This window comes from Proteiniclasticum aestuarii, assembly GCF_017368455.1.
GTDB classification, from domain to species: Bacteria; Bacillota; Clostridia; order Clostridiales; family Clostridiaceae; genus Proteiniclasticum; species Proteiniclasticum aestuarii.
In genome coordinates, this window is the sequence record NZ_JAFNJU010000001.1 from 411,305 (window position 1) to 436,795 (window position 25,491).

The 25,491-nt window shown below is 42.3% G+C and carries 24 protein-coding genes and 1 other RNA gene; 7 read left to right on the forward strand and 18 right to left on the reverse strand.

Features of this window, described 5'->3' with window-relative positions; all coding sequences use genetic code 11:
* Positions 1-7: 7 nt before the first annotated feature.
* From J3A84_RS02030 to J3A84_RS02040, 3 genes are all read right to left on the reverse strand, one after another.
* On the reverse strand, positions 8-319 hold the full coding sequence (locus J3A84_RS02030; RefSeq protein ID WP_207598327.1) for a hypothetical protein: 312 nt from the start codon (positions 317-319) through the stop codon (positions 8-10).
* A 348-nt stretch (positions 320-667) separates the two neighbouring features.
* Entirely contained in the window at positions 668-1,714 is a 1,047-nt protein-coding gene (locus tag J3A84_RS02035) for an aldose epimerase family protein (protein ID WP_207598328.1), read from the reverse strand.
* The gene (locus tag J3A84_RS02040) at positions 1,695-3,224 is read right to left on the reverse strand and encodes a UDP-glucose--hexose-1-phosphate uridylyltransferase (RefSeq protein ID WP_207598329.1); all 1,530 of its coding nucleotides are present in this window, start codon (positions 3,222-3,224) and stop codon (positions 1,695-1,697) included. Before J3A84_RS02040 ends, J3A84_RS02035 begins: the two co-directional genes overlap by 20 nt.
* A gap of 229 nt (positions 3,225-3,453) precedes the next feature.
* Here J3A84_RS02040 and J3A84_RS02045 point away from each other — a divergent pair, with 229 nt between their 5' ends.
* Positions 3,454-4,131: an AzlC family ABC transporter permease gene (locus J3A84_RS02045; RefSeq protein WP_207598330.1), complete on the forward strand. Its 678-nt coding sequence runs from the start codon at positions 3,454-3,456 to the stop codon at positions 4,129-4,131.
* Positions 4,124-4,426 carry an AzlD domain-containing protein gene (locus J3A84_RS02050; protein WP_207598331.1) on the forward strand — a complete coding sequence of 101 codons (303 nt, stop codon included), beginning with the start codon at positions 4,124-4,126 and terminating at the stop codon, positions 4,424-4,426. The genes J3A84_RS02045 and J3A84_RS02050 overlap by 8 nt, the downstream gene beginning before the upstream one ends.
* A gap of 50 nt (positions 4,427-4,476) precedes the next feature.
* Here the strand turns inward: J3A84_RS02050 and msrA are convergent, their stop codons facing one another.
* Positions 4,477-4,956, reverse strand: coding sequence for a peptide-methionine (S)-S-oxide reductase MsrA (msrA, locus tag J3A84_RS02055; RefSeq protein ID WP_207598332.1), 480 nt, complete (start codon positions 4,954-4,956; stop codon positions 4,477-4,479).
* A gap of 934 nt (positions 4,957-5,890) precedes the next feature.
* On the opposite strand from msrA, the gene J3A84_RS02060 reads away from it, so the two are divergent.
* Positions 5,891-6,871: a CAP domain-containing protein gene (locus J3A84_RS02060; protein ID WP_207598333.1), complete on the forward strand. Its 981-nt coding sequence runs from the start codon at positions 5,891-5,893 to the stop codon at positions 6,869-6,871.
* Between the two features lie 64 nt (positions 6,872-6,935).
* Here J3A84_RS02060 and lplA read toward each other — a convergent pair whose 3' ends face one another.
* The 6 genes from lplA to gcvT are packed head-to-tail and all read right to left on the reverse strand — an operon-like array spanning position 6,936 to position 13,597.
* Positions 6,936-7,907, reverse strand: coding sequence for a lipoate--protein ligase (gene lplA, locus J3A84_RS02065; RefSeq protein ID WP_207598334.1), 972 nt, complete (start codon positions 7,905-7,907; stop codon positions 6,936-6,938).
* Positions 7,907-9,292 (reverse strand): dihydrolipoyl dehydrogenase, encoded by a 1,386-nt coding sequence (gene lpdA / locus J3A84_RS02070; RefSeq protein WP_207598335.1) that lies wholly within the window; start codon positions 9,290-9,292, stop codon positions 7,907-7,909. The genes lplA and lpdA overlap by 1 nt, the downstream gene beginning before the upstream one ends.
* A 2-nt stretch (positions 9,293-9,294) precedes the next feature.
* Complete coding sequence (gene gcvPB, locus J3A84_RS02075) at positions 9,295-10,749, reverse strand: aminomethyl-transferring glycine dehydrogenase subunit GcvPB (protein WP_207598336.1); 1,455 nt, start codon at positions 10,747-10,749, stop codon at positions 9,295-9,297.
* Positions 10,749-12,089 carry an aminomethyl-transferring glycine dehydrogenase subunit GcvPA gene (gcvPA, locus tag J3A84_RS02080; protein WP_207598337.1) on the reverse strand — a complete coding sequence of 447 codons (1,341 nt, stop codon included), beginning with the start codon at positions 12,087-12,089 and terminating at the stop codon, positions 10,749-10,751. The genes gcvPB and gcvPA overlap by 1 nt, the downstream gene beginning before the upstream one ends.
* A 2-nt stretch (positions 12,090-12,091) precedes the next feature.
* Positions 12,092-12,478, reverse strand: a complete 387-nt coding sequence (gcvH, locus tag J3A84_RS02085; protein WP_207598338.1) for a glycine cleavage system protein GcvH — start codon at positions 12,476-12,478, stop codon at positions 12,092-12,094.
* 36 nt (positions 12,479-12,514) lie between these two features.
* Complete coding sequence (gene gcvT / locus J3A84_RS02090) at positions 12,515-13,597, reverse strand: glycine cleavage system aminomethyltransferase GcvT (protein WP_207598339.1); 1,083 nt, start codon at positions 13,595-13,597, stop codon at positions 12,515-12,517.
* A 582-nt stretch (positions 13,598-14,179) separates the two neighbouring features.
* Between gcvT and J3A84_RS02095 the strand changes: the two genes are divergently transcribed.
* Together J3A84_RS02095 and J3A84_RS02100 are read left to right on the forward strand one after the other, a co-directional pair.
* Positions 14,180-15,862: a 2-oxoacid:acceptor oxidoreductase subunit alpha gene (locus tag J3A84_RS02095; RefSeq protein ID WP_207598340.1), complete on the forward strand. Its 1,683-nt coding sequence runs from the start codon at positions 14,180-14,182 to the stop codon at positions 15,860-15,862.
* Positions 15,862-16,716: a 2-oxoacid:ferredoxin oxidoreductase subunit beta gene (locus J3A84_RS02100; protein WP_207598500.1), complete on the forward strand. Its 855-nt coding sequence runs from the start codon at positions 15,862-15,864 to the stop codon at positions 16,714-16,716. The genes J3A84_RS02095 and J3A84_RS02100 overlap by 1 nt, the downstream gene beginning before the upstream one ends.
* Before the next feature lie 323 nt (positions 16,717-17,039).
* Here J3A84_RS02100 and J3A84_RS02105 read toward each other — a convergent pair whose 3' ends face one another.
* From J3A84_RS02105 to J3A84_RS02120, 4 genes are all read right to left on the reverse strand, one after another.
* The gene (locus J3A84_RS02105; RefSeq protein WP_207598341.1) at positions 17,040-18,011 is read right to left on the reverse strand and encodes a siderophore ABC transporter substrate-binding protein; all 972 of its coding nucleotides are present in this window, start codon (positions 18,009-18,011) and stop codon (positions 17,040-17,042) included.
* A 61-nt stretch (positions 18,012-18,072) separates the two neighbouring features.
* Positions 18,073-18,897: an iron ABC transporter ATP-binding protein gene (locus J3A84_RS02110; protein ID WP_207598342.1), complete on the reverse strand. Its 825-nt coding sequence runs from the start codon at positions 18,895-18,897 to the stop codon at positions 18,073-18,075.
* Positions 18,894-19,838, reverse strand: a complete 945-nt coding sequence (locus tag J3A84_RS02115; protein ID WP_207598343.1) for an iron chelate uptake ABC transporter family permease subunit — start codon at positions 19,836-19,838, stop codon at positions 18,894-18,896. The genes J3A84_RS02110 and J3A84_RS02115 overlap by 4 nt, the downstream gene beginning before the upstream one ends.
* 1 nt (position 19,839) lies before the next feature.
* On the reverse strand, positions 19,840-20,787 hold the full coding sequence (locus J3A84_RS02120; RefSeq protein ID WP_207598344.1) for an ABC transporter permease: 948 nt from the start codon (positions 20,785-20,787) through the stop codon (positions 19,840-19,842).
* 179 nt (positions 20,788-20,966) lie between these two features.
* On the opposite strand from J3A84_RS02120, the gene J3A84_RS02125 reads away from it, so the two are divergent.
* Both J3A84_RS02125 and J3A84_RS02130 read left to right on the forward strand, forming a co-directional pair.
* A complete protein-coding gene (locus J3A84_RS02125; RefSeq protein ID WP_207598345.1) occupies positions 20,967-21,692 on the forward strand; it encodes a helix-turn-helix transcriptional regulator in 726 nt (241 codons plus the stop codon).
* Between the two features lie 186 nt (positions 21,693-21,878).
* Entirely contained in the window at positions 21,879-22,826 is a 948-nt protein-coding gene (locus J3A84_RS02130; protein ID WP_207598346.1) for a DUF7916 family protein, read from the forward strand.
* Positions 22,827-22,906: 80 nt separating this feature from the next.
* Here the strand turns inward: J3A84_RS02130 and J3A84_RS02135 are convergent, their stop codons facing one another.
* The 4 genes from J3A84_RS02135 to J3A84_RS02150 form a co-directional block, all read right to left on the reverse strand.
* Entirely contained in the window at positions 22,907-23,392 is a 486-nt protein-coding gene (locus J3A84_RS02135) for an immunoglobulin-like domain-containing protein (protein ID WP_207598347.1), read from the reverse strand.
* A 174-nt stretch (positions 23,393-23,566) separates the two neighbouring features.
* Positions 23,567-23,908, reverse strand: an RNA gene (gene rnpB, locus J3A84_RS02140) — RNase P RNA component class A.
* Positions 23,909-23,990: 82 nt separating this feature from the next.
* Entirely contained in the window at positions 23,991-24,791 is an 801-nt protein-coding gene (locus J3A84_RS02145) for a Nif3-like dinuclear metal center hexameric protein (RefSeq protein ID WP_207598348.1), read from the reverse strand.
* On the reverse strand, positions 24,775-25,476 hold the full coding sequence (locus J3A84_RS02150; RefSeq protein ID WP_207598349.1) for a tRNA (adenine(22)-N(1))-methyltransferase: 702 nt from the start codon (positions 25,474-25,476) through the stop codon (positions 24,775-24,777). Before J3A84_RS02150 ends, J3A84_RS02145 begins: the two co-directional genes overlap by 17 nt.
* Between the last annotated feature and the right edge of the window lie 15 nt (positions 25,477-25,491).

Here is a 25,491-nt window from a genome sequence, read left to right on the forward strand (position 1 = left end):
TCAACCGTTAAGAATCAAGGCATCTGTCATAAATCGACTCCACCCATGTTTCCTTATTTTTATTGAAGCGATCAATGAGTTGTTCCAGAGATTTCTCGTACTGGACTGAATACTGAAGCGATTTCTTCTCATATTCATTATCCAGTTTGATTCTATGTTGATGAACCCTGTCTTCAGCCTCTTTCTTGAAACGCGCTTCGATTTCCGGTCGCAGTTCCATAACTTTCGCTGCCGCCTGCGCACGTTCTTCTTTGACTTCCTGAAGTCTTTCTCTTGCGTTCTCATCCGCTTCAACAATTTCCTTGATCAGTTTCTTCATAATGCTCCTCCTCCCCATTAGTCTATTTTTTAACGTAAAGAGATGCATTGAAAACACATTTGTTCCAATACACTAACCTATATAATGTGACATATTTTAAGAATGAAGTCAATTTACGCAAAAAATCACAAATGACTTTTCTCATCCATTACATTGTAAAAATAAAGATATTCTACTTTTATTTTCACAATGTGAACCTATTCATCATTTATTGCAATTAATTTAACAATTCGTTCTCATCTATGCGAATCTCTTCCTATTATATATAATACTCTTTTCTCCCTAATTATAGAACCATTCTCCTCATCTGTCTCGAGAAAAATGTTAAATATCACCAGTTAGCAACATTTACTGCTGTTCCACAAGAAATCTGAACGTTGTGGTTGTCACTTGAGGGCTCTTCGCAGGAAGCACAGAAAACTCCTTGAAGACCTCATTTACCCCGATGGGAAGCTTCTGAACCTCCAAAGCAATGGATCTGCATGGTTCCAGAACTGAACCATCCTGAATGATCTGTCCTTGGGCGTAGTTCTGTGTATACACCACCACCGCCTGATTGTCTGTCTCGATTTCCATCACCCTTCCTGTATGTCGATGGGCAAGCCTGACCTTTGTTCCTGGATTCTTCTTAAGCAGAAAAGCATGATCGTATCCGTTGGCAATTTTCAGCTGCTCGTTTTCAGTACTCATTTCTTCCCCGATTTCTCTCATGAAGCGAAAATCAAAGGGTGTATCCTGAACACTGGTCAGAACACCCGTAGGCGCTTTGGTTTCATCAATTTCAGCAAAGTGATCCGCATCTATGAAAAGTTCATGATATTTGATGCTCTCTCTGAACGAACCTGAAAGATTGAAATAACTGTGATTCGTCATGTTGAAAAGAGTATTCTCAGAAGAGGTTCCATGGTACTCAATCGTGAAAACATTCTCTTCACTCAGAGAGTATTTCACTGTTACCTGTAGTTCTTCAGGATATCCTTCTTCCAGATGAGGTGATATTCTGAAGAGCTGGGCATCTATTCTGTTTTCTGATTTCAGGACCTCACAGCTGAAAACATGCTTATCAAATCCGCGATTGCCCCCATGGCCTGAACTCTCCCCGTAGTTCTTGGCTAAAACATATTCCTTTCCGTCTAGGGTGAACTGTGCGTCTCTGATTCGCCCCGCAGTCCTTCCAATAATCGATCCCAGATATCCCGGATTATTCAGATAATCCCTGTAATCCTCATAGGCGAGAACAATATTATCCAAACATCCTTCTTTATCAGGGACCATCACGCGCGTGATGATTCCTCCATAGGTCAGGAAACTCACACTGATTCCATTTCCATTCTCCAAAGTAATCTCATGAACTTCATGTTCACCAAGATTCAGACTACGCTTTGATACTTTCATACATCACCTCGAAACATCTTTGAAAAGCCTGCTCTCCCTCTTCATCTTTTTTGAAAACACCACAATTTTCAAGAACATTCAGGAAGACTTTTCCGATCTCACTATACAGAATATCCAACGCATTGGCTTGATCTATGGACTGATTCTCCTCGATAATCCTTCTGGCAAAATCACCATGCTTCTTCAGCGTTTCATCCGAATAGATGCCATCCATATCACGCTCTACCAGCTTATCTTTCAGCGCATGCATTTCATTTCTCAGTCTTGAGGGAAGAACCGCAAGCCCAAGACACTCAATGAGACCGATATTTTCGCGCTTGATATGATGATATTTTTCATGGGAATGGAAAATACCATAGGGATGCTGTTCATCTTTTCGGTTGTTTCGCAGTATCAGATCCACCTCATACCGACCGTTTCTGAATCTGACAATAGGCGTGATTGTGTTATGCTCTTCCTCTCCTGTATGGGATCGAACATTTACTTTCATATCTGTGTAATTCTTCCACTGTCTGATCATCCGATCTGATGCTTCAACAAGCTTTTCGATACTGTCTGATTTCAGTCGGAGAACACTCATGGGCCAATAAAGCTTGACCATTTCTACGCCGGCTTCCTGGATGATGATTTCATCATATTCTTTTGCCTTGGCCATGGCAAAAGTGTAGTCGCCTCCCTGAAAATGATCATGCGTAAGAATCGATCCCCCTACTCTCGGGAGATCCGCATTGGATCCCAGCATGTAATGCGGAAAAAGAGCTACAAAATCCAGAAGTCTCTGTATGGTGTCTTTTGTTATCTTCATCGGGTCATGGCTGCCCTTGAAGACTATGCAATGCTCATTAAAATAAACATATGGAGAATATTGCATATACCATTCTTCATTATTCAGAGACAGCGGTATGATGCGCAGATTCTGCCTCGCTGGATGATCAACTCTCCCTGCATAACCTTCATTTTCCTTGCATAGCAGGCATTTCGGATACTTGTCCTGCCCCTCTACAACTCCTCTGCTGGCAAGCGCAATCGCTCTGGGGTCTTTTTCCGGCTTAGATAGATTTATGGTCATATCCAGAGAGCCATAGGGTGTATCATGGGTCCACTTCACATCTTTTGCCACTCTCTGCTGACGAATATAGTTGGCGTTTTTCGAAAACTCATAATAGAATTCAGTAGCCTTCGCTGGTGATTCCTGATAATGCTTCCAGAACTCTTTAATGAACATTGAAGGTCTTGCGATAAAAACCCCCATGATTCTTGTGTCCAGTAAATCCAGAAACTCATTGGCATCATTTTCAACTTTATTATTTTCGACTGCCCACCTCCGAATTCTTTCCAGAATTTCCTCTACCGGTTCCTGTGATGGCTTCTTCCTGCTTTGCACATAGGTATTTTCCTTCAGCACTTCAAGTACCCCATTGGTTGCATAAATACGATCATCTTCCTCGATGAGCTTTTTTCTGACAGCATAATCTACCAGATTTCCAATTTCATAATGAATATCAATCATTTCGCACCTCAACATTCTTATTCACATCTTCTATTATAGGCCATTTCTCCTGGGTTTAAAAGGTTAACCCTCTACACGACAGCTCCTGAGGCCACTTCAGGAAAAACGCCAAAGAAATTGCAATCTATAAAATACACTTTTCTTTTTGCAGAAACTGTCTTAAAACGAGGTAAAACCGAATAAAATCTGATAGAATATTAATATTGTTCTAGAAAAGGAAGTGCTTTGAGTGAGTAGTGAGAAAAACTTTTACCAGGGTCTGAAATCCAGTTTTCCGATCATGACCGGATATATCCCTATCGCAATGGCCTATGGTGTGATCGGCATTCAAGCCGGAATCCCCGCCTGGGTCATAATTTCCATGAGCATTTTTGTCTATGCTGGTGCAAGTCAGTTTATGGCCATTAATCTCTTCACACTGGGTACATCTCCCTGGGAAATGGCCATGGCAATCGGTGTACTAAATTTCAGACATGTCGTGATGGGACTCTCCTTTCAGAGTAGAATCAAACTTTCCCAATGGGATCGTATCTTAACCAGTTTAGGTCTCACAGATGAAACCTTCGCCTTTCTATCACTGGACAAGAACCTGAATGGCCCCTATGCCAAAGGAATAATGCTCGGTTCGTATCTGTCTTGGGTTCTGGGCGCAGTAGCAGGGATTCTATTCGGAAATGTCCTTCCTGGAATTCTATCTCAAGGACTTGAAATAGCCATTTACACACTGTTCATCACACTATTGGTTTCATCTTTGAAAGTGAATCCAAAGCTGCTTTATGTACCTGTTATAAGCATGGTCACAAATACGATCATTACTCCATTTCTAAGTAGTGGACTTGCCATATTAGTATCCATTCTTGTCGGAGCATCGGCTGGAACATTATTAGGAGATGATGACCATGAATGATTATGTGTTTGCGATTCTCGGTATGTCTCTGGCTACTCAGATCCCTAGAATCCTACCGGCATTTCTAAGTCGAAAAGCAATCAGGAACAAGTATTTTTCCAGGTTTCTGGCAAGCATTCCCCTGGCAGCATTAGGGACACTTATCGTTCCCGGTGTTTTCAGTGTCGGTGGATCCTTTTATATCGGCCTGATTGGAGGTCTGTTTTCACTTGTTCTTGCCTATAAAGGCATCAGTGTCATGTACAATATCATAATATCCTCATTACTTGTTTCAGCACTCATCTATTTTCAGTAACCTCATTTAAGAAAGCCATGAACCGACTTATATCGTTCATGGCTTTCTTATTAATCTATGCTCAAGTCTATATGACAATAACCTCTAGGATTTTTCTTCAGGTAATCCTGATGATACTCTTCTGCGTCAAAAAAGTTTCTCATCGGTTCCACTTCCACGACAATAGGCTTATCATACTTCGGAGCTTTCATTCTTATGAATTCTTCTGCTATTTCCTTGTCGCCTTCTTCAATGTAATAGATTCCTGTTCTGTATTGGGTTCCTTTATCATTCCCTTGTCTGTTAAGGGATGTCGGATCAATCACCTTGAAAAACTTCTCAAGAATTTCTTTCAAAGTAATCTGATTTTCATCATATTCAATATAAACGGTCTCCGCATGCCCCGTAGTTCCGGAACACACCTGTTCGTAGGTTGGATTTTCCACCTGTCCATTCGAGTATCCTGACTTGGTATATAAGACACCCTCTTTTCTGGAGAAAAACTCATCTACGCCCCAGAAACAGCCTCCTGCTAATGCGATTTTTTTCATTATAAATTACCTCCTCACTCTGATGTAAATATTGTATCAGAAAACCGGATGATTTCATCGAGCATCTTGCAGAAAACGCATATTTACTTTCAGAAACTTGTATTTGTAAACGATTAAATTAATCCTTCATGTTTCATTCTCATAATAATTCCACTCAATAATCTATTTTTCTTTAATATAAGAGAAAACTATATTATTTTACTCAGATGTCATCAGCTTCCTTTACATTATTAATATTTGCAGGAATTCCTGCATTATTATTTAACAATTAGCTGTTGACTTGCATGTACAGATTTGCAATAATGTACATGAGAGAAAAATAAAACAATAAATCATGGAGGTTCCAAATGAAGAAAGTATTTAAAGCAGTTGTCAGATTCATTACTGAAGATTCCATTGCTCACGACTTTAATCCATGGCTAGTACAGAGAGAAATGGACATCCAGAAAAAATTTTTGTAATCACTCATTCATTATAGATCGTACTTGACCATGTTTGTCATTCTAGTGGTGAAGTTCAATGAAACAAATATTCCTTGAAATATAAAACCGCCGGGTGTCTCCGGCGGTTTTATATTATCTTCATTCAATTTTGTGTCTAACTATAACCTGTATTCTGTTCTTTGTTAACATTCTATCACATATTTAAATTTATTTTTCTACAATTTTCATTAAAAACAGCATTGAACTTCATTGTATTTTTGACGAATTTTTAAATTGCACATATTTTTATTCTATGCATTCGACTTTAATTCACTTAGCATCAATAAACACGCGAATATTATCCGCTGTACTATTTTTTGAGCTGGAATTATGTTAATCATCATAATAAAGTTCAGTTTTCTCAAACAATTGTAGAATGAGAAAAGTTATGATATTATTCACACGTATTGGAATTACTATATTAAAAATATCATGAAAGTATGAGGTGAGTAATGAAGAAACTGATCCTACTATTCCTAGCCACATCAACACTGTTTTCGACCTCGTTTCTGTTCAAACAGAACGAAATGAACAGCTTTCCGAAGCAGCAGCCAGAGGTTGTAATGACCAATGCTGAGCAGCTTTCAGAAGAGAAATCCATCATCACTTATACTCCAGCACCAAGGGTTCTGACCAGATACGAGGATGGTTTCTCATTCGATCTTGCAGATAAAATGAAAATCATCCATGGTGAACTGCACCTTGAAGAAAGAAAAGCGATTGCCGAAAACAGAAAGAGATTAGCAGCCGAGGCTGCCGCTCAGAAAGAACAGGAATCTGTTGCAAAAAAAGAAAATACATCAGACACAAAATCAGCTGTACAGGCATCCGCAGCGCCAGTAAAACCCGCCACACAAAAACCATCAGCTCCAGCAAAGAAGCCTGCTGCTGCACCAGCTGAAACCGTAGCTTCCAAACCTGCTCCAGAACCCGTTAAAGAAACCACTCCACCAAAAGAGTCTCCAGTACCAGAACCCGTTAAAGAACCTGAACCCCCTAAGGAATCTCCTGCTCCAGTAGCTCCTCCTGTTGAGGAAACAAAGACATTCACCTATTTAAGTCAGGTGGAAAAAGAGATTCTTACAGTTACGAACAGGTACAGAAGAGAAAACGGGCTGAATAATCTGGTCTGGGATGATTCGCTGTATCAGTCATCCAGAAGTCACACAAGACTTATGTTTGAGACGAACAACTTCGCGCATACAACGAAATACGCAGTGGCAGAGAACATTTATATGCTCGCCTCAAGCGACACCAGTAAATATTCTGCCGAGTTCATTGTCGCAAAATGGATGAACTCACCAGGGCACAGAGCCAACATACTCGATTCCAGGGTGACCAGAATGGGGGCAGGCGTACTAAAAGGAGACCAGTACTTCGCGAAATATGACAGAAAACTCCCCACATTATACGCTACACAGCATTTTAAATAGCAATTATAGTCACATAAAGCGAAAAGGATTTAAGCCAGGCTTAAATCCTTTTCGCTTTATTCTTTTAGATAAGAAGCCCAAGAAGGTCTTCCTTCGTGATATTAACCATGTAATCATGAATATCAAGGTTTTGAAACACTTTACCTATCGCCTCTTCATTATGGGCAACTCCTGTTAGCGCACTTTCCAGTGCTGAAATATCCCTAGTCCCGAAAAAGTCGCCATAGATTCTGATTTTCTCTATCACTCCTTTTTTGACTTCAAGAGTCACTTCAAGGGTTCCTCCTGGAAATCTTCCTTCTCTGGTCATTTCAAATTTTGGACTGTGCCCGTAATTCCATTCCCATTTGGCATATTTCTCATCTCGGAGTCTGATGATTTCTGAAACCTCTTGATCTGAAAAAGTAGTCACCTGATCCATTCCTCCTGCTACAGATTTCATGACTCGATTTCTGAACTCAATGACGTCCATATCCCCTTCCAGATGTTCACTGATATTCGTGATTCTTGAGGAAACAGATTTGACGCTCTTTCCACTGAACTTGATTTCCCTTGGTTTCAGCGCTCCTGAAATATCCGCCTTCTCTGAGGAAAACAGTAGAGTACCATGGTGCATCACTCTGTCCTTGTACTTGCACTGTGCAGTACCTGAAAACTTCTTTCCTTCGATGGTCATATCATTTCTTCCGGAAAATTCCGCTTCTACACCCATTTCATTCAGTGCAGTCGTTATCGGCTCGCAAAACCCTCTGAAATCATTGAAATTCTTCTTCTTGTTTTCAATGAACGTATAATTCAGATTTCCCAGGTCGTGGTACACAGCACCGCCACCCGTGAGTCTTCTGACCACTTTAATATTCTTTTCTTTGACATAATCCACATTGATTTCAGACAAGGTGTTCTGATTCTTGCCTACAATAATCGCATTGTCGTTTCTCCACAGATAAAATATCTCCTCATCCGTATGCTTCAGTAAATACTCTTCTGAAGCCAGATTGAAGTATGCGTCTGTGTTCTCGCTGATAATATATCTCATTACTTTCTCCTTGGTTTAACCATATGTACTGCTTCACCCTTCAGCCCCATGACACTTTCAAAAAACGCCTCAGGTAATGTGGGATGCGCATGGATAAGATCTTTGAAATCATCTGCGACAAGACCTTTTTCACAGGCGATGAGCCCTTCATGAATAAGATCGGATGCGTGAGGTCCCATGATATGAACACCGATGATTTTGTAATCGAGATCTGAAATAACTTTGATCAGACCTTCTCCTTCACCCATGGTCAGTGCTTTTCCATTTGCTCCAAACATGAATTTACTGGTCAGGTACTCGATGTTCTCCTCTTTCAGCTGTTCTTCTGTATAACCAACACTGGCGATTTCAGGAAACAGGAATACACATCCGGGAACAAACTTGCCTATGACAGGATGTTCTCCGGCAATCTTCTCCGCCACAAACTCCCCCTGTGCTGAAGCCGCATGGGCCAGAAGCCATTTCCCATTGACATCACCAATGGCGTAGATCCCTTTGATGTTGGTCTCAAAGTTTTCATCCACTTCAATCCCTTTTCTACCTACGGTAATTCCAGCTTCTTCCAGACCGATTCCTTTCACGTTCGCTTTTCTACCTGTTGCGATAAGCACCTGGTCTCCATAAACCTCTACGGGTCCTTTCGCTCCTTCTGAAATCACTTTCAGCTTTCCGTTTTCCTGAACTATTTCCTTCACCATCATGGATGTCTTTACATCTATGGACTTCTTCTTCAGAAGAGGCTTCAGTCTTTTGACGATTTCGCCATCAACGCCAGGGAGAATCCCAGGTAAAGCTTCCAGCACGGTAACCTTTGTAGCAAAGCTCGCAAATATTCCTGCAAACTCCATGCCAATGACACCACCTCCAACGATTACAAGTTCCTCTGGAATTTCGGTGAAATCCAGCAGTTCGGTGCTGGTGATCACCCCTTCCTGATCCACGCCTTTAATTGGAGGGATGAAGGAGGATGAACCCGTTGCAATGATCAGGCGATCAAATTCCATCATTTCACCGTTGACTTCCAGTGAATTTGGGCCAGTAATCTTTGCTTCACCATAAATCACTTCTACCCCCGCTGAACTAAGCAGCTTTTCAATTCCTGTGACTAAGGTATCCACAATATCATTCTTTCGTTCTCTGATTTTAGATGCATTCGGCTTTACTGTACCTTCCAAATCCAGCCCATAGCTTTCCAGTTTGCTGAACTGATTATATACTTCAGCACTCTTATAAAGAGCTTTCGTGGGAATGCATCCAATATTCAGACAGACTCCTCCGATACGGTTCTTTTCAATGAGTGTGGTCTCAAAACCCATGTTATTAAGACGGATGGCGGCCACATAGCCGCCAGGTCCTCCACCCATAATAATCACTTTTTCAGCCATATCTACTCCTTTGTCCAATGCAGAACCAGCTGTCTTGCCGCAAGTGCTTCGTCCAGCCTTCTGACAGGAGTGTCATGTGGTGCATCTTTCAGAAGCTCCGGTGTTTCCTCCGCTTCCTTTGCAATTTGCTTCATAACCTCAATGTAAGCATCCAGCGTTTCCTTGCTTTCCGTTTCCGTCGGTTCAACCATAAGCGCTCCCTCTACAATCAGTGGGAAATACATGGTTGGCGGATGATAGCCATAGTCGATGATTCGCTTTGCCACATCCAGTGTGGAAACTGTTTCGGACTTTTTCTTTAACCCTGCAAATACGACTTCATGCATGCATGTCTCATCCACTGCAACTTTATAATGATCTTTCAGGCTTGCTTTCATATAATTGGCATTAAGCACCGCATTGGTGGATGCCGCTTTCAGTCCGTCTGACCCCATGGTCAGCATATATACATACGCTCTCAGAATCACGCCGAAGTTTCCGAAGTAGTTCTTCACCTTTCCGATGGAATCTTTCAGGCTGTAGTCCAGATAATATCGTCCATTCTCCATATTCACAACCGGAACCGGCAGGTATTCCATCAGGTTCGCTTTGCAGGCCACTGGTCCTGAACCTGGCCCTCCACCACCATGTGGTGTAGAGAAGGTCTTATGCAGATTGTAATGAAGAACATCAAAGCCCATATCTCCAGGTCTTACGATACCCATGATGGCATTCATGTTAGCTCCATCATAATACAGCAGTCCTCCTGCTTCATGAACAAGGTCGGCAATCTCCTTGATATGCTTCTCAAAAAGCCCCAAAGTGGACGGATTGGTCAGCATAAGTCCAGCAATCTCATCGCTCAGCACGGACTTAAGAGAATCGATATCCACTGATCCATCTTTATTAGAAGCCACTTCCACTACATCAAACCCAGCAACTGCTACTGAAGCAGGATTGGTTCCATGGGCGGAATCAGGCACGATGATCTTGGTTCTCTTTGTATCGTTTCTCATCTGATGATATTTCTTCAGGAGCATCAGCCCTACGAGTTCACCGTGCGCTCCAGCCGCGGGCTGCAGCGTCACCGCATCCATACCGGAGATTTCTTTGATGGTCTCCTGAACTGAATACATCACTTCAAGCGCACCCTGAACGGTATCTTCCGGCTGGAATGGATGAAGTCTTGCGAAATTAGGATTTGCCGCCACATCCTCATTGATTTTAGGATTGTACTTCATGGTACAGGAGCCTAATGGATAGAACCCTGAATCAATGGAGTAATTCTTCTTGGATAATAACGTATAGTGTCTGATGATCTCCAGCTCACTGACTTCTGGAAAATCAAGCTCATCCTCTCTCAGATATTCTTCACCGATATAATCCGTGATATTCATGTCTTTGAGTGTATCTTCTGGCAGAGCATAAGACTTTCTTCCTGGCTTTGACAATTCAAATATTAATTTATTGTAAGTCATTACATCTCCTCCATGATTCTAACAAACTTTTCAATGTCTTCCATGGTTCTGTTTTCTGTAACCGCCACAAGCATTGTATTCTCTAATTTGTCGTTCACTTTACTTAGATCGAATCCACCCAGTATACCTTCTTTTCTCAGTTTGTTATTGATTTCTTCCACACTCTTCGGGCAGCGGATTGCAAACTCTTTGAAAAACGGCTTATCGAATACAGGCTTGTACTTCCCGGTTTCCATGAGCTTTTCATAGGTGTAATGAGCTTTCTTGAAAGACTGCACAGCAACTTCCTTCATGCCCTGCTTTCCTAATGTAGCCATGTATACAGCTGCAGCTATGGAGTTCAGTGTCTGGTCTGAGCAGATATTTGATGTCGCCTTGTATCTTCTGATGTGCTGTTCTCTTGCCTGTAGCGTAAGCACATAAGCTCTTTTTCCGTCTCTGTCTACAGTTTCTCCGACGATTCTTCCCGGCATTTTTCTCATAAGCTTTGTGGTTGCTGCCATGAAGCCTAATACTGGACCACCAAAATTGAGGTTCTGTCCAAGGGCTTGCCCTTCTCCAACGACGATATCCGCCTTCAGTTCACCTGGACTCTTCAGCATACCAAGCGCTATAGGGTCTGCACTCATGATAAGCAATGATTTGTTCTCATGAATCGCTTCTTCCATCTCCCGGACATTCTCCACGACACCATAGAAATTCGGATACTGGAGAATCACCCCCGCTGTATCCTTATCCAGTTTCGATTTAAGCTCCTCATAATCTGTCACACCATCTTTTTCTGCGATGAATTCCACATCTACAGATCTGAACTGCATGTAAGATTTCAGCACTTCCTTATACTCAGGGTTGAGGGTTTCAGAAACCAGAACTTTACTTCTCTTTGTCTGGACGGATGCCAGGATCGCTGCTTCAGATGCTGAAGTCGCGCCATCATACATGGAAACATTCGATACATCCATGCCAGTGAGCGAACACATCATACTCTGATATTCAAACACACTCTGCAGAGTACCCTGACTGATCTCAGGCTGGTAAGGTGTGTATGCGGTATAGAATTCCGAACGTGATACGATGTGTCTGATGACTGAAGGGATATAGTGATCATAAGAACCTGCTCCTAAAAAGCATACAAGTTCATCTATGCTCTGATTCTTGGCAGCGATTCCATTCATGATTCCTCTGACCTCAATCTCCGATTTTGACTTCGGAAGATCCAGACCTTTTTTCAGTTTAAGGTTCTCCGGTATACTCTTGAAGAGTTCCTCGGTTGATTCCAGTCCGATGACATCAAGCATTTTCTTGACATCTTCATCCGTATTTGGCAGGTATGGATGCATGTTTACTCCTCCTCAGAAATGAATGCTTCGTAATCCTCTTTCCCTAATAGACCTTCCAGTTCGCTGTCATCCTTTAAGGTGACAATGATCAGATGATTGTCATATGGCGCTTCGTTGATCAGCTCCGGATTGTCTTCCAGATCCTCGTTGATTTCAACCACTTCTCCAGATACCGGCATGATGATATCAGATGCTGCTTTTACAGATTCCACAACGCCCAGATTATCATCCATTTCGATCTCGTCTCCTACTTCAGGAAGCTCCACATATACAATGGAACCTAACGCATGCTGTGCATGATCTGTGATTCCGATATAAGCCTTCTCCCCTTCGACTCTTACCCACTCATGGTCCTTGGTGTAATATAATCCTTCTAATACTGTTGACATAATTCTATCTCCTTTATATTTAAATTCTTTCTACTACTATTTTACTAGAAACTTTCTGTTTCTCACAGTCGCTTTAGACATTTTGTTTCTGATCTGGATATCCAGTTCCGTGCCGATTTTTGTAAACTCAGCATCTACCATGGCAAGACCGATGATCTCTCCCAGGGTAGGAGATTTGTATCCCGTTGTGACAAAACCGATTTCCTTATCATCTTTGAACACTTTGTAGCCATGTCTTGGAATTTTCTTATCCGACATGGTAAACCCGACGATCTTTCTGGAAACTCCTTCTGCCTTCTGCTTTGCCAGAACTTCCTTTCCTATGAAGTTCTCCTTGTCCACCTTAACAAAGAAACCGTATCCGGCTTCCACAGGTGTCCAGTCATCACTCAGTTCATTTCCATATAGAGGAAGATTGGCTTCAAATCTCAGCGTATCTCTTGCTCCTAGACCGATGGGAAGTGCTCCATCTTCGATCAGGTTCGTATAGAGCTCAACTACATCATCATTGGAGAGATAAATCTCAAATCCATCTTCTCCTGTATATCCGGTTCTCGAGACCATACATCTTTTCCCGTCAATCATGACATCTCTCTTTGCAAAGAAGAACTTGATCTCAGAAAGATCTGTTTCTGTATGTACCTGCAAGAGCGCTTCCGCATTGGGTCCCTGAATAGCAAGCTGAGCGGTTTCATCTGAAATATTCTCAATTTCGACATCGAAATCACCTTTGTTACTTTTCACCCATTCAAAGTCCTTCTCTGTGTTGGATGCATTCACTACGAGCAGAATGTCTTCTTTTCCGAATCGATAGACAAGGATATCATCAACCACTCCACCATCTTCTCTGCATAAATACGTATAAAGTACCTGATTGTCTACAATCTTCTCAAGATCATTTGTAATGAGATAATTGACAAACGCAAGGGCATCCTTTCCTCTGACCGTGATTTCACCCATATGGGAGACATCAAATAATCCAACATTATTTCTGACAGCCTCATGTTCTTTAAGAATCCCTTCGAATTCAACAGGCATAAACCATCCGGCGAAATCCACGGTTTTTCCGTCATATTTCTGGTATTCATCCGCCAACGCTGTTCTTTTTAAATTATCCAATTCCGAACCTCCTAACCACATTTTAATCTACACTACTATAATAAGCATTTTTCTGAAGTTATTCAATAAGCGTACTGTAATAGTTTACAACACAAGCAAGTATTTTAATTAACAGATATTCAGTATTTGATAACAGGTATTCAGTTTTAGTTTGAACTGTTAGTATTATTTTCGTTGTTACAAATCGCCATCTTTGTTTTTACTCTTCCTCAAACAGCTGAAAACAGATTGTTATACACTCAATTTCAGCTATATACTTGTGAAAATAACATTTTTCATTTTTAGTACAGATCCATTTCCTTGATGAAATCACCCAGCCTTAAAATCATCATCAACAAGACTTGTTTCACAATCTAATAAATTATTCTTATAGATTAATCAAACTTATGATTTTTTGACAGGATTTATCAATGATATATCACTCTTCGGGTCTGTTTTGTCTAAATCTAAAGGTTTTCTTTTAACACAAAGTGAACCATGTTTCCAAATCATGTATAAAGATTGAAACTTCCATGTCTACTCAGATATTGCCAAATGCTTTGTTATAATTGAGGCATAATAATTATAAGAGGTGAATAGTATATGAATTTTAACCTGTTAATTGGTGGAGCTGCCGGTCAAGGCATGGAAACCTTAAGTTCAAACTTATCGAAAATACTTCAGAGAAGAGGTTATCATCTTTTCACACTGCAGGACTACATGTCTCGTGTGCGTGGGGGACACAACTTCTTCCAGATCCGTTTCTCGGAAAATGAAGTCAAAACACATCGTGATGATCTGGATGGGATTATTGCTCTGAATCAGGAAACTGTAGATCTTCATATTGGTAGACTGAATCCGGACGGATTCATCATCGCAGATGAGGATGTCAGATCCGATGACAAAAGGCTCATCACCATTCCTGCAAAGAAAATCGCAAAAGAGCTGGGCAATCCGAAAGTGCAGTCTAGTGTCATACTGGGAGCTCTGCTGAAAATCTATGGAATGGATGTACTGCATCTGGAGGACATTTTATCCAAGAAGTTCAACGAAAAGGTCGTGAATCAGAACATCGAGGCTTTTGAAAAAGGCCACGACCTGGAAACAGCTCGCTATGAGGAACCTGAAACCAGTAAAGAACCTACTATGCTTGTGCAGGCCAATGAAAGCATAGCACTAGGGGCACTTGCTGCAGGCATGAAGTTCTACAGTGCCTATCCTATGACCCCTGCCACATCCATCATGAGCTATCTTGTGAAAAAGTCCATCCCGGCAAAAGTGGTCGTAGAGCAGGCTGAAGATGAGATTGCAGCAATCAATATGGCTATAGGCGCTTCCTATGCCGGCGTAAGAGCCATGACGGGAACATCTGGTGGTGGATACTCCTTGATGGTGGAAGCAGTAGGTATGGCCGGAATCACGGAAACACCTCTGGTCATTGCTGAAATACAGAGACCCGGACCAGCAACAGGTCTGCCTACCAGAACAGAACAGAGTGACCTGAAGTTCGTCATCAATTCTTCTCACGGAGAGTTCCCCAAGATGGTCATCGCTCTGAGACATCCGGAAGATGCATTCTACCAGACAGCCAGAGCATTTAACCTTGCGGATAAGTATCAGATTCCGATCATACTTCTCGGAGACCAGTATATGGCGGATGCCGTAAGAACTGTTACGCCTTTCGATCTGGACAAAATCACCATCGAAAGACATCTGGCAGATGAAGAGATCTATCGAAATGGAAAAGAGTACAAGCGATATGAACTGACGGAAAACGGAATATCTCCAAGACTGGTTCCCGGTAAAGTAGAAGGAACCATGGTGAATTCCGACAGTGATGAACATGATGAGGCTGGGAATATCACAGAAGCCAGTGACGTCAGAATAAATATGGTTGAAAAAAGAGCAAAGAAACTCGAACTTCTCAAAGAAGAGCTCCTTGAACCAGACTTCATGGGCGAGGAAGATGCCGACGTACTTCTGCTTGGATGGGGAAGCCTTCACAGTCAGCTTTCAGAAGCCATTGATCTGCTAAATGCCACCGGTGATAAGAAATTCGGTGCACTGGTATTTGGTGACATCTGGCCATTGCCAGAGAAGCTGCTCAGAGCATATCAGGCGAAAGCCAAAGTACTGGTCAATGTGGAACAGAATTATACCGGACAGCTTGCGGACCTCATCAGTGAAGTGACCGGAATAAGAGTGGACCATTCTGTCCTGAAATATGATGGTCGTCCACTATCAGCAACAGAAATCAAGAGCAAGGTTTTGGAGGTATTATCATGATGAAAAAGAAAGAATTTGTAACATTCGAGACCGCCTGGTGTCCAGGATGTGGTGACTTCGCAATTCTTGAAGCCTTGAAGGAAACCATGGAGGAAATGGGAAAAGAACCCCATAAAGTACTGGTGGTCGGTGGAATCGGTCAGGCAGCCAAGACCCCACAGTACATCAATGCAAACGGATTTGAGGGTCTGCACGGCCGTGCTCTCCCACCAGCTGCGGCTGCTAAAATCGCAAACCATGAATTGACGGTAATCATCGATACCGGTGATGGAGACTCCTATGGAGAAGGGGGAAACCACTTCATCCATAACATCAAAAGAAATGTCAATATGACGCATTTTGTCCATGATAATCAGATCTACGGGCTCACAAAAGGTCAGTCCTCCCCTACTTCAGATCTGGGTCATGTCACTGACTTCACTCCGGAAGGTGTAAACACAATCCCCATCAATCCCATGGTGGCAGCCATCGGTCTGGGATGCGGATTTGTTGCCAGAGCATTCAGTGGTGACAAGGAGCATCTGAAGAGCATCATGAAGGAAGCCATCAATTATGACGGTTATGCTCTTGTGGATATTCTTCAGCCTTGCGTCAGCTTCAATAAATTGAATACCTTCGCATGGTATAAGAAGAGAGTGTATAATCTGGATGAGGATGCAGGCTATAATCCAACCGATAAAGTCGCCGCCTTCGCCAAGGCCATGGAATGGGGAGATAAAATCCCTACTGGTGTCATTTTCAGAGAAGACAGACAAAGCTACACCGAAAAAGTTTCCTTCCTGAAGGAATCCACTTTAGTGGATCTTCCTGTTGAGACAGAAGTCATCAAAGGCTTCCTGAAGGAATTCATGTAACCACAGATACCCCCACAGTGATTTACTGTGGGGTATTCTTATGTGCTGACTCCATATTGTTCAATTCTGATTAAATATCTTCCTTTGTATATATCGCTATAATATATATTTGTATTTATCTATAGAGCTCAGAGTAAATCAGAACAACTCACCTCCTGCCTAAGATGAACATTAAGAAGGGAACTTCTTTCTGGTTAGTGATCAGTATCATCAATAGATGATTTCCCTATTCAGGCTCAAAAAAAGATCAGAAATTCTGATCTTTTTTTCAGGCCGTTCATTAAGGGTGGCTATTGGTAAAGATTCTAGCGCTATGTTTGCTCTTACTTGTTAAGCATGGCTTCTACTTCCTCAAGCATCATTTCCGTTCCTGTGAACCCACCGGACGTGATGTACCATACTTCTGCATTGAGATAGTGAATTCTGCCTTCTTTGTAGGCTTCAGTCTCCTTTATAATGTCGTTTTCCATGGAAGTTGATGCATCAATTTCTCCACCGACTACAGCTGCTCTGTCAACCACAAAGAGATGATCCGGGTTCTTTTCGAGAATGTACTCATATGTCACACTCTGACCATGGGTGGAACCTTCGATATTCGTGTCAGCCTCCTTGAATCCTAGGGTATTATGTAGAATGCCAAACCTGGATACAGAACCGTAGGAACTTAATGCTCCATCATTTGCAAGTATGATCAGTGCATTATCATCTAGCTCTTCCACCTTGGACTTCAGCAGATCCACTTTTTCACTCAGACCAGCCAGCTTTTCTTCCACAATCTGCTCTTTCCCAAAAAGTTCTCCAATCAGCTTTGCATTGGCTTCTACAGAACTCATGTAATCTTCATTGCTGACCGTCAGATAAACCGTCGGAGCAATCTTTGAAAGTTCTTCATAGGCTGCAGCAGTTCTGCCTGAAATGAATATCACATCCGGTTCCATCTCATAGATCGTTTCAAAATCCGGTTCTTTCAACGTGCCGGTGTTGGTATAGATGTCCTCGTCATTATATTTCTCCAGGAACGAAGGAATGTTACCCATAGGCAGTCCCGCCACCTGGATGTCCATATTATCCATCAGATCCAGCAGACCATAGTCAAAAACAATGACGTTCTCTGGATTCTTTGGAAGAGTTACTTCTCCTAGCTCATGGCTGATGGTCATCTCTTCTGCAGCTGCCGGTGTTTCAGATGGTTCTGTTTCTGGTGTATCTGCCTTCGCGGTGCTTCCACAGGCGGATAAAACCATGGCCGCTGTCACTAAAATACTAGATAAAACGATATTCTTTCTCTTTGTCATTATTACACCTCTTGTTGTTATTTTATGTTGTTAATTATTATCATCTACAATTTGATTTATTTCACTGAACGATGGTCAAGTGATTCCCTTTATGTATGCAGCTCTTGTCTTCACAATCACAGAGACCTTCCTGATAGTAGGTACAGATTTTTTTACCGCCAAGATGATGCACATTGAACTCCATGTCAAACACTTCGCTCAGCACCTTGGCATTGATGATTTTATCTGTGTCATCATGATATTTGATTTTACCGTCCTGAAGCGCTACGATCCGATCCGAATATACGGATGCGAAATTGATGTCGTGAATGACGATGACAACCGTCTTTCCCAGTTCATCCACGATATTTCTGAGAATCTTCATGATTTCCACAGCATGCTTCATATCGAGATTATTAAGCGGTTCATCCAGCAGGATATATTCTGTATTCTGAGCGATGACCATGGCAATGTAGGCTCTCTGTTTCTGACCACCGGATAACTCATTGATGTATCGGTCTTCAATATCCTCGAGTTTCAGATAGTCAATAGCCTGATCGATGTGCCTGTTGTCTTCTTCTGTAAGATTCCCTTTGGAATAGGGAAATCTCCCGAAGGCGATGAGCTCTCTCACTGTGAGTTTCACATTGAGACTGTTACTTTGCCTTAATATCGAAACCTTCTTTGCAAGATCCTTGGACTTCCAGCTTTCAAGAGATATCCCGTCAATCTGCACATCTCCTCCGCTGGACTCCATCAATCTGGAGATCATGGACAACAGGGTGCTTTTACCCGCTCCGTTTGGCCCTATGAAGGAGGTGATCACGCCTTTTTCGATATTCAGTGTGACATCCTTAACCACTTCTTTTGATTCATATCGCTTTGTTAGATTTCTTACACTGATCATAACTGATTCTCCCTTAATAACAGATAAATGAAATACAATCCGCCGATGAAGTTGATGATTACGCTGATCGGGGTACTGAATGCAAATACCCTTTCCACCAGCAGCTGACCATAGACCAGTGCAGTGGAACTGATGAGCATTGCCCCTGCGAGAAGATATTTGTGTTTATAGGTCTTCATCAGCTCCCGTGAAAGATTTGTCACCAGAATCCCCAGAAATGTGATGGGTCCTACCAATGCGGTGGAAACCGAAATCAGGATGGCCACAATCACGAGGATCATATTGACCAGGTTCTTATGATGGATCCCCAGATTGATGGCATGGTCTCTGCCAAGAGACAATACATCCAGCTCCCTGGATTTTGTCATGCCGAACAGCATGGCACCAACCAGTAACAGGGATGAGAGGAATAGAACCTCCGTGTTGATGTTGTTGAAACTGGCGAAAAGACTTCCCTGAAGAATGAGAAACTCATTCGGATCGATGATGACCTGCAGGAAGGAAGATCCGCTTCTGAACAGTGTTCCTGTTATGATCCCCACCAGAAGAAGAAGATAGATATTCCCTTTCACTTTCTTTAATATGAATCCGAGAATTCCGACACTGAATCCGACCATGAGCACTACGGAAAAAATGAAGCTGACTCTCCCATCTGCTTTCGCCATCGATTCCGATCCCACGAGAAAGATAATAACTGTCTGTATGAAGACGTATAATGCATCCAATCCAAGCACACTAGGGGTAAGGATACGATTTTCCGTCACAGTCTGAAAGACCAGCGAAGCATATGCTATGGCACTCCCAGTAAGCACAATGGCGATGACCTTAGGAATCCTTCTGGAGAGCGCATAGCTGGCGCTTTTCGGATTCAAGCCCAGAAAAAGAAACAGCAGAATCCCGATGATCAGAAGAAGCCCAAGAAGAAGGATTTTCTTTTTCATTCTATTTCCTTACCCCCTTGAAAATCAGATAGATGAATATGATGCTTCCCAATACACCCACTGTCAGGGATATGGATATTTCGTAGGGATAAATGATGATTCTTCCCAGGATGTCACTGAACAGAAGAAACACTGCACCAAGCAGCGCTGTGGTCCCCAGACTGTTCTTCAGATTGTCGCCGCGGATCATAGAAACAATGTTTGGTACAATAAGCCCAATGAAAGGGATGCTTCCTATGGTGACCAGAACCGCACTGGAAATCAGCGATACGATGGTCAGTCCGATATTGACCACTAGATTATAGTTCAGGCCAAGATTCTTTGAGAAGTCCTCCCCCATTCCTGCAATGGTGAACTTGTTAGCAAAGAAATAGGCCAATAGCCCTAGAGGAATAGTGATATAGATGATCTCATATCTTCCCTTGGTGACCATGGAAAAACTTCCCTGAAGCCATGAGTTGATATTCTGGATCAGATCAAACCGATAGGCAACAAATGTCGTAATGGAATCGATGAGATTCCCGAGCATAATACCCACTAGTGGAATGATTACTACGTTCTTGACTTTGATCTTTCTCAAGATATACATGAAAAGAAACGTTCCAAGCAGCGCAAAGGTAAACGCAATGGCCATCTTACCCATGACATGCAGACCAGGGAGCAGAATCATGGAAAACATGATACCAAATCTTGCTGAATCCATGGTCGCAGCAGTACTGGGCGACACGAATTTGTTCCTTGTGATCTGCTGCATGATGAGACCGGATACGCTTAAAGCCATCCCTGTTACAAGTATGCTGATCAGTCTGGGTACTCTGCTTAGCAGAAGAACCAGCATCTCCATTTCGCCACCTTGTATCAGTTGTTCGAAAGAAAGATTCTTTGCGCCAATAAATAAGGAAACAACGGATAAGATAATTGCTGTGATCATTAAATGTTTATTCTTCATATCTTATAACGGAAATGTTTCCCATTATGTTTGACACCTCTCTTCATTAATTGCTATAATTTAACATGACGAAATTGATAATCATTCTCATTTATAGTAGCAAAAATAAGAACAGTTATCTAACTCAGTATTTGTTTTTTTATAACTATATTTGGGCAAATGAAAGGAGAGGTCCATTATTGTTCATTGAAAGAAACCCCAGAGAAGTGGCCGAGGACTTCTATGCCAGCACATTTATCGCTGTAAGCGCCTATAGCCATGATGGTAAGATCCAGTATAGCGGTGGAGACCACTATAGATTTGGAGATTACGATATTATAAATAAATTATTAAAGAAAATGAGTAACCCATCCGATACGAGTTACACATCTCTGACTTTAACCAATCAGAAAGAATATAATTATACTGCCTATTTCATCAACAAAACCCGACTGAAAGATGGATTTATTATTATGGGTCCTTACAATCAGGAGGATCTGGAGCGGATCAACAGTCTGGATATCTGTTACTCAAACAACCTCTACATGGCACCGCTGAATCAGACTATGGATCTTTGCCCTAAGAAGGGATGTGCCGGATGTTACAGTCTGAATGTGAAACGTGCAATGAACTATATCCAGGCTCACTACAAGGAAAACATCACTTTAGACAAATTGATCAGTCATCTGGACTTGAATAAAAGCTATTTCTGCACCCTTTTCAAAAAAGAGACCGGTGTCACCTTCACACAATATGTCAACCTGATCCGTATCGAGAAAAGTAAGCGTCAGCTGCTTAAAGACAATAAGTCAGTGCTGGACATCGCATTGTCTGTAGGTTTCACCAACCAGAATTACTACACCATCACATTTAAAAGGCTGACAAACATGACCCCCATGGAATTCAGAAAGAAAGCATACATCTAATTTCTTCTATTATACAATATCAATTATACTTTGTAATGATTATAACTTAAATTCAGTTATAATTTACAAGTTTATAACGATTTTCAGGTCGCTGTTTTATCTGAGTATAAGACAGCGGCTATTTCTATTGGTCCATCTCTTTTCTTCATGATAGAATGAAGAAAAGAGGATTGAGGAGGATAACCCATGAGAATGTTTGACCTGTTCTATGAAGATTATTTCAGAATGAAAAGAAGCGATCTGATCGATGCGATTCGTGACAGTGAAGGCCGTACACTGATGTGTGAAACCATCATCAGCACCTTCCCCCTTCTGGATGGCATCTCCAACCCCGAAGCGGCCGCAGCCTTCAGCGCAGACATGATAACCCTTAATACATTTAACTTTGATGCACCTTTCATCTTCGGATATGATGATGAAAAAGTGAGTCCTTACCACGGAATCCCAACCTATGCGAAAGCTCTGAGCGAAATCGTAGAGAGGAACAGAGAAAACCCTGATTATATTCAGAATTTCAAGAAGATCATCGGACGATTTCTCGGGGTGAATCTGGAACCTGTTCCTGATGGTAGCACTTATCCGGAAGGACTGCGTTGCAGCGAGAAAAATCTCAAGAAGGTGGCGGAACTTGGGTTTGACTATATCGTGATCACTGCAAATCCCAGCACCGGTGTCACCAGCGAAGGTATTCTGGAAGGAATCAGACGAGCTCGAAGCATTCTTGGTGAGGATACGCTTATTGTTGCCGGCAAAATGCATGGAGCCGGTGCAGGTAACATCTATGATCTCGAAACCATCAAAGGCTTTGTTTCGGCTGGTGCGGATGTGATCCTCATTCCAGCACCCGGAACGGTTCCAGGATTCACCGTGGATCTTGTGAAAGGATTCATCGATGCGATTCATGATGAGGGAGCTCTTGCCATGACTACCATCGGAACAAGTCAGGAGGGCTCCACAGAGTCCTACATAGAGAGCGTAGCACAGATGTCCAAGATGGCAGGAGCGGATATCCAGCACACAGGAGATGCAGGGGGGTCTGGTATGACACCACCCGAAAACATCATGAGGCTCTCCATCACCATGCGCGGTAGAAGACATACTTACAGAAGGATGGCCAGGTCCAGCCGAAGATAAATCAGACAAAACAAAGCACTATACTTCAGTTCGCTAGATCTGAGTATAGTGCTTTCCATCTTTTATGAAGAGTTATGTACCTACCTGCCTGGCTGAATCACTTCTCCTGTCTTCGTGAAATAGATTTCCGGTATGTATTCATTCCCATTGGAATCCATATATTCTCTGATGATATAATATGTTCCCGAATCCATCGGCTTCTCCAGCAATTTGAAAAGAACTTCGTCGCTGAACGTATCCCCTGCACCAACTGTTCGAAGTGCCATATCAAATGCCAGATCATCAGTCAGATCCGTTTCCATCAGGGTATCCCCGCTTCTCTTCATGATGGTGAACATGGCACCGTATTCAAGGGTCTCCCCGGTATTGTTCTTCACCACATATCTCAGGCTCTTCTTCTCTGAATCATAAGTGATTTCTTCTACAATAAGGTCCTCGCTGAACTCCACATTTGTTATGGGATTCTCATTTTCCGGTTCATCCTGTGATGCTCCATTGCCATTCCAGATCAGATATCCTACAGCAATCAGTGTGATCACAAGTATCAGATATATCCCTTTTTTCATTCTATCCTCTCCCCTCATCTACTGCTTGTATAAAATCATTATACTATTCAGGTCAGATTCGTGAATGACAAAGTAATTACTAAAACCAAGACAAGAATCATTTTAATCACTTCCCGAAGATGGAAATACCATTTCAGGGCAAAAGAAAAAGCCCCCTAAAGAGCTGTTTTCAATGGTGCAAGCAAATCTATAAGCCGAGTTCTGTATTAGATAATCATCTGTCTAGGCCATGTATTTCTACATGGCTCAAGCGGCGCACCCGGGGACGGGACGAGCAGCCCCTGTATGTCCCTCTATTCGGCCTTGCATCAAGTGGGGTTTACATAGCCGCAAAGTCACCAATGCGCTGGTGAGCTCTTACCTCACCTTTCCACCCTTACCTCATAAATGAGGCGGTATCTCTCTGTTGCACTTTCCTTAAGGTCACCCTCACTGGGAGTTACCCAGCACCCTGCTCTGCGAAGCTCGGACTTTCCTCTCCTGACAATTGTCAGCAGCGATTATCTGACTTACTTGCTTACTTATAATAGCAGAATAAATGTTTTTTGTAAACCGAAGCAGAAGAGGCTGACTTCCCCTTCTTCTTCTTTCAGGTATATCAGATGAAATTATAGGGATCCTTTTCTTTCTTGCTGAAATATACTGGAACATCACAATGAGCTTTGAACTCCTTGGCCATGCGTTCCATGATTGTATAATAGACCAGTTTCTCAGAATGGTAGTGTCCCGGGTCCACAACTGCAATCCCCATTTCTTCCAGTTCCTGAACATTGTGGTAAGTGGTATCTCCTGTCAGGATGCAATCAGCCCCCTCTGCAATGGCCTTTTTGAAATAGCTTTGACCACTTCCGTTGATGATGGCCACTCGTCTGATCTGCTGATCAAGGTTTCCTGTATAACGTATGGTTTCTACACCTAGCACTCTCTTTGTTTTACTGATGAAATCCGACAGTTTGACGGATCTTCTCAGATAGACAATGCGTCCTATGCCGGAATCGAAGTCAAAAGGACACTGCTCGATGATATCGAAATCCAGATAGTCAAACATTCTCACAATAGTATCATTCATCCCATCCTTCACCGAGTCCAGATTTGTATGAGCTGCATAGACATTGATATCATTCTTTATAAGTTCAATGATCTTTCTCCCCTGAAGGGTCTTCGTTGTTATGGATTTAGGCTTCATGAACAGCAACGGATGATGGGATACGATGAGGTTCACATCGTTCTCCTTCGCTTCCTGTATCACTTCAAGCGTTGTATCCATTGAAAAAAGAATTCCTCTGATCTCTGCTCTGCTGTCCCCAACCATTAGTCCAACATTGTCATACTCTTCCTTATAGGAAACCGGCGCATGGGACTCAATCAGCTTCATAAAATCTTTAACCAGTACTGCCATCTCGTACACCCCTTAACTCATTGATTTTTTGATCAATCTCTTGACTCTTGCGTTTAGCATTTTCCGAAGTCAGCTGAATCTTATCTTTTATCTCTTCCAGTTCGGTGATCTTACTGGTAAGATATTCTTTCAGTATTGGATGCTTCTTCCTGAGAAGCAGATCACCTACCACATAATCCAGATGATTCCCCAGACGAAGTGATTGGGTTGGATCATATTTCACCATCAGATATTCATAATACCTTCGATCTTCCCGTACCAGCTCCTCCTCAATGACTTTATAGTGATGTTCATAGAGGTATTTTCTGAGTATTTCAGGGTTCTGTGCTGGCTGAAGTAAAATAAAATCCAGCCCTCTTATAACCTCGGCGGCACTCTCCAGCAGTTCACTTATGAGGATTCCACCCATACCGGCAATAACGGCTCCGTTTGCTTCGCCTTTTTTCATCGTCTCAAATCCGCTTCCTAATCGGAAATCCATGAGATGCGCAACATTCTCTGCTGCAGCGTTCCTCCTGGCCTTCTCCAGAGGCATTGCCTTATTATCCGATGCTATACCCCTTCTTATCTTCTTTCGCTTTAGAAGCTCAATGAGCACGTATCCATGGTCTGTTCCAATGTCTGCCACTGTGTCGCTGACTGGAACCATTTCCACGATCTTCATCAATCTTGAACTGATATCCATGATAACTCCTTTTCT

Bases quoted from the DNA above. Each gene is read 5' to 3' on its own strand.
- J3A84_RS02115 (WP_207598343.1), bottom strand. From the start codon at position 19,838: ATGAAAAAGAAAATCCTTCTTCTTGGGCTTCTTCTGATCATCGGGATT.
- J3A84_RS02120 (WP_207598344.1), bottom strand. From the start codon at position 20,787: ATGAAGAATAAACATTTAATGATCACAGCAATTATCTTATCCGTTGTT.
- J3A84_RS02105 (WP_207598341.1), bottom strand. From the start codon at position 18,011: ATGACAAAGAGAAAGAATATCGTTTTATCTAGTATTTTAGTGACAGCG.
- J3A84_RS02130 (WP_207598346.1), top strand. From the start codon at position 21,879: ATGAGAATGTTTGACCTGTTCTATGAAGATTATTTCAGAATGAAAAGA.
- J3A84_RS02030 (WP_207598327.1), bottom strand. From the start codon at position 319: ATGAAGAAACTGATCAAGGAAATTGTTGAAGCGGATGAGAACGCAAGA.
- J3A84_RS02150 (WP_207598349.1), bottom strand. From the start codon at position 25,476: ATGGATATCAGTTCAAGATTGATGAAGATCGTGGAAATGGTTCCAGTC.
- gcvH (WP_207598338.1), bottom strand. From the start codon at position 12,478: ATGTCAACAGTATTAGAAGGATTATATTACACCAAGGACCATGAGTGG.
- J3A84_RS02100 (WP_207598500.1), top strand. From the start codon at position 15,862: ATGAAAAAGAAAGAATTTGTAACATTCGAGACCGCCTGGTGTCCAGGA.
- J3A84_RS02135 (WP_207598347.1), bottom strand. From the start codon at position 23,392: ATGAAAAAAGGGATATATCTGATACTTGTGATCACACTGATTGCTGTA.
- lpdA (WP_207598335.1), bottom strand. From the start codon at position 9,292: ATGGCTGAAAAAGTGATTATTATGGGTGGAGGACCTGGCGGCTATGTG.
- J3A84_RS02145 (WP_207598348.1), bottom strand. From the start codon at position 24,791: ATGGCAGTACTGGTTAAAGATTTTATGAAGCTGATTGAGTCCCATGCG.
- J3A84_RS02040 (WP_207598329.1), bottom strand. From the start codon at position 3,224: ATGATTGATATTCATTATGAAATTGGAAATCTGGTAGATTATGCTGTC.
- gcvPA (WP_207598337.1), bottom strand. From the start codon at position 12,089: ATGCATCCATACCTGCCAAATACGGATGAAGATGTCAAGAAAATGCTT.
- gcvPB (WP_207598336.1), bottom strand. From the start codon at position 10,749: ATGACTTACAATAAATTAATATTTGAATTGTCAAAGCCAGGAAGAAAG.
- J3A84_RS02060 (WP_207598333.1), top strand. From the start codon at position 5,891: ATGAAGAAACTGATCCTACTATTCCTAGCCACATCAACACTGTTTTCG.
- J3A84_RS02035 (WP_207598328.1), bottom strand. From the start codon at position 1,714: ATGAAAGTATCAAAGCGTAGTCTGAATCTTGGTGAACATGAAGTTCAT.
- J3A84_RS02095 (WP_207598340.1), top strand. From the start codon at position 14,180: ATGAATTTTAACCTGTTAATTGGTGGAGCTGCCGGTCAAGGCATGGAA.
- lplA (WP_207598334.1), bottom strand. From the start codon at position 7,907: ATGAGATATATTATCAGCGAGAACACAGACGCATACTTCAATCTGGCT.
- J3A84_RS02050 (WP_207598331.1), top strand. From the start codon at position 4,124: ATGAATGATTATGTGTTTGCGATTCTCGGTATGTCTCTGGCTACTCAG.
- J3A84_RS02110 (WP_207598342.1), bottom strand. From the start codon at position 18,897: ATGATCAGTGTAAGAAATCTAACAAAGCGATATGAATCAAAAGAAGTG.
- msrA (WP_207598332.1), bottom strand. From the start codon at position 4,956: ATGAAAAAAATCGCATTAGCAGGAGGCTGTTTCTGGGGCGTAGATGAG.